Annotated in this window: 3 protein-coding genes; all 3 read left to right on the forward strand. The window is 67.2% G+C overall.

The features are described from left to right. A partial coding sequence (locus JOZ00_RS11490; RefSeq protein WP_293343865.1) for a cutinase family protein occupies positions 1 to 666 on the forward strand: 666 nt, incomplete at its 5' end. Positions 667 to 937: 271 nt separating this feature from the next. After that, entirely contained in the window at positions 938 to 2836 is a 1899-nt protein-coding gene (gene fadD32, locus JOZ00_RS11495; RefSeq protein ID WP_293343867.1) for a long-chain-fatty-acid--AMP ligase FadD32, read from the forward strand. Positions 2837 to 2847: 11 nt separating this feature from the next. Continuing rightward, positions 2848 to 4205 (forward strand): type I polyketide synthase (locus tag JOZ00_RS11500; protein WP_293343869.1); only part of this gene is annotated, 1358 nt, incomplete at its 3' end.

Here is a 4205-nt window from a genome sequence, read left to right on the forward strand (position 1 = left end):
TCCTCGCGGGTGCAATCGTTCACCGTCCCCTACACGGCGCAATTCCACAATCCGATGAGCGGCGATACACAGATGTCGTACAACGAAAGCCGCGCCGAGGGCACTCGCGGCATGGTTCAGGCGATGACCGACATGAACAACAAGTGCCCGCTGACCAGCTACGTGCTGATGGGCTTCTCGCAGGGCGCGGTGATCGCGGGCGACGTTGCGAGCGACATCGGCAACGGCCGCGGCCCCGTCGACGACGACCTCGTGCTGGGTGTGATGTTGATCGCGGACGGCCGTCGCCAGCCCGGGGTGGGCAACGACGTCGGTCCCAACCCGCCGGGACAGGGCGCAGAGGTCACCTTGCAAGAGGTGCCGGTGTTGTCCGGGCTCGGGTTGACCATGACGGGCGCCAGGCCGGGTGGTTTCGGCGACCTGAACGGCAAGACGGACGAGATCTGCGCGCCAGGAGACCTCATCTGCGCTGCACCGCCGGAGGCGTTCAGCATCGCCAACCTGCCCAACACGGTGAACACCTTGGCCGGCAATGCGGGCCAGCCGATCCACGCGCTTTACGCCACCACTCAGTTCTGGAGCGTGGACGGGCAGGCAGCGACCGATTACACGCTGAGCTGGGCTCAAGGACTTGTCAGCAACGCACCGCACCCCAAACACGGATGACCGGGCAGCAGGACACAGGCGTCAGGAAGCCGTCAGCGATGGAGATCAGCGGTACCTTGTGATTTGGTCTGCCGTAGGCAGCCCCGTAACATTAAGAAGAATTTAAGAGCAATCAGACTTTTGTCGTGGGCCCAATCGGGGCCTGTGCCGGCGGGATCGGCATGGGGCCGGAGCTCCCTAGCGCGCGTGTGCTGGGGAACGCCTGCACGGAGAGCCTGCACTTAGAGATCGTCGGCGAAGCCGGCCTAAAATCGTTTGACAGGAGAGCGGCATGGTCTACCACAACCCGTTCATCGTGAATGGAAAGATCAAGTTCCCGGAGAACACGAACTTGGTCAAGCACGTTGAGAAATGGGCAAGGGTTCGTGGTGACAAGCTCGCGTACCGGTTCCTGGACTTCTCCACTGAGCGCGACGGCGTCGCCTGCGACATCTCCTGGTCGGAGTTCAGCGCCCGCAACCGCGCCGTGGGCGCCCGGCTGCAGCAGGTCACTCAGCCCGACGACCGCATCGCCGTGCTCTGCCCGCAGAACCTGAACTACCTCGTCGCACTGTTCGGCGCGCTGTACGCCGGCCGGACCGCGGTGCCGCTGTTCGACCCGAGCGAGCCGGGCCACGTCGGCCGCCTGCACGCCGTGCTCGACGACTGCACCCCCTCGACGATCCTGACCACCACCGAGGCCGCCGAGGGTGTCCGCAAGTTCATCCGCGCCCGCGCGGCCAAGGAGCGGCCCCGCATCATCGCGGTCGACGCGGTACCCAACGAGGTCGCCGCGACCTGGCAGGAGCCCGAGGCCGACGAGAACACCGTCGCGTACCTGCAGTACACCTCCGGCTCCACGCGCACCCCGACCGGCGTGGAGATCACCCACCTGAACCTGCCCACCAACGTGCTGCAGGTGCTCAACGGCCTCGAAGGCAAAGAGGCCGACCGCGGCCTGTGCTGGCTGCCGTTCTTCCACGACATGGGCCTGATCACGGCGCTGCTGTCACCCGTGATCGGTCACAACTTCACCTTCATGACGCCGGCCGCGTTCGTGCGGCGGCCCGGCCGGTGGATCCGCGAGATGGCGCGCAAGCCCGAGGACGCACCGGACTGCGAGGTCATCACCGTGGCGCCGAACTTCGCGTTCGAGCATGCCGCGGTGCGCGGCGTGCCCAAGGATGGCGAGCCGCCGCTGGACCTGAGCAACGTCAAGGCGATCCTGAACGGCAGCGAGCCGGTCTCCCCGGCATCGATGCGCAAGTTCTACGACGCGTTCTCCCCGTACGGCCTGCGCGAGACCGCGATCAAGCCGTCCTACGGCCTGGCCGAGGCGACGCTGTTCGTCTCCACCACGCCGATGGACCAGGCGCCCACCGTCATCTACGTCGACCGTGACGAGCTGAACAAGCAGCGCTTCGTCGAGGTCGCCGCCGACGCCCCCAACGCCGTGGCGCAGGTTTCCGCCGGCATCGTCGGCGTCGACGAGTGGGCAGTCATCGTCGACCGGGACACCGCCAGCGAGCTGCCGGACGGTCAGATCGGCGAGATCTGGCTGCATGGGAACAACATGGGCATCGGCTACTGGGGCAAGAAGGAAGAGACCAACGACGTCTTCCGCAACATCCTCAAGTCGCGGATCAGCGAGTCGCACGCCGAGGGTGCCCCCGACGACGGCATGTGGGTGAAGACCGGCGACTACGGCACTTACCACAAGGGACACCTCTATATAGCGGGCCGGATCAAGGACCTGGTCATCATCGACGGCCGCAACCACTACCCGCAGGACCTCGAGTACTCGGCGCAGGAAGCCAGCAAGGCGCTGCGCACCGGTTACGTGGCCGCCTTCTCGGTGCCCGCGAACCAGCTGCCGCAGGAAGTGTTCGACAACCCGCACGCCGGTTTGAAGTACGACCCCGAGGACAGCTCCGAGCAGCTGGTGATCGTCGCCGAGCGCGCCGCCGGCTCACACAAGCTGGACTACCAGCCGATCGCCGACGACATCCGCGCGGCCATCGCCGTCCGGCATGGCGTGACCGTCCGTGACCTGCTGCTGGTGCAGTCGGGGACGATCCCGCGTACCTCCAGCGGCAAGATCGGGCACCGCGCCTGCCGCGCCGCCTACATCGACGGCAGCCTGCGCAGCGGTGTCGCTTCCCCGACCGCTTTCGCCAGTGAAACTGACTGAATCCAGGAACCATGGCTGACACAGAATCTGACCTGCCGGACAACTCTGGGAACGCCGAGCAGGTCCCCGGCGAGACGACCGCTGGAGAAGCACCCGCCACCAAGTCCGATTTGACCGTCCCCGAGATGCGGGAATGGCTGCGCAACTGGGTGGCCAGGGCCGTCGGCAGGTCGCCGGACGACATCGACGAGTCGGTGCCGATGGTCGAATTGGGCCTGTCGTCGCGCGATGCGGTGGCGATGGCCGCCGACGTCGAGGACATGACCGGTGTCACGCTGTCGGTCGCGGTCGCGTTCCAGCACCCGACCATCGAAGCGCTGGCCACCCGCATCGTCGAGGGCGAGCCCGAAATAGACACCGCCGCCGATGACCTTTTGGACTGGACCCGCAACGGCCCGGCCGAGCGTGTCGACATCGCGATCGTGGGTCTGTCGACGCGGCTGCCCGGCGACATGAACACCCCGGACGAAACCTGGGCGGCGCTGATGGAGGGCCGCGACGCCATCACCGACCTGCCCGAGGGCCGCTGGTCGGAGTTTCTGGAAGAGCCACGCATCGCCCAGCGGGTTTCGACGGCCCGCACCCGCGGCGGCTACCTGAAGGACGTCAAGGGCTTCGACTCCGAATTCTTCGCGGTCGCCAAGACCGAGGCGGACAACATCGACCCGCAGCAGCGGATGGCGCTCGAGCTGACCTGGGAGGCGCTCGAGCACGCCCGCATCCCCGCGTCGACCCTGCGGGGCGAGGCCGTCGGCGTGTACGTCGGCTTCTCGAACAACGACTACCAATTCCTGGCGGTCTCCGACCCGACCGTCGCACACCCCTACGCGATCACCGGCACCGCGAGCTCGATCATCGCGAACCGGGTTTCCTACTTCTATGACTTCCGCGGCCCCTCGGTCGCGATGGACACCGCCTGCTCGAGCTCGCTGGTCGCGACACACCAGGCCGTGCAAGCGCTGCGCAACGGCGAGTGCGACGTGGCCGTCGCCGGCGGGGTCAACGCGCTGCTGACGCCGTTGGTCACGCTCGGCTTCGATGAGATCGGCGCGGTGCTGTCGCCCGACGGCCGGATCAAGTCGTTCTCCTCGGATGCCGACGGCTACACGCGCTCCGAGGGTGGCGGCATGTTCGTGCTCAAGCGCGTCGATGACGCGCGCCGCGACGGCGACCAGATCCTGGCCGTCATCGCCGGCAGCGCGGTCAACCACGACGGCCGGTCCAACGGCCTGATCGCCCCCAACCAGGACGCGCAGGCCGACGTGCTGCGCCGGGCCTACAAGGATGCCGGGATCGACCCGCGCACCGTCGACTACATCGAGGCGCACGGCACGGGCACCGTCCTGGGTGACCCGATCGAGGCCGAGGC

The sequence above is a fragment of the Mycobacterium sp. genome (assembly GCF_019243155.1).
In the GTDB taxonomy this organism is placed as follows: domain Bacteria; phylum Actinomycetota; class Actinomycetes; order Mycobacteriales; family Mycobacteriaceae; genus Mycobacterium.

What these genes read in the sequence shown, in the direction of transcription:
- fadD32 (WP_293343867.1), top strand. Translation starts at nt 938, where the DNA reads ATGGTCTACCACAACCCGTTCATCGTGAATGGAAAGATCAAGTTCCCG.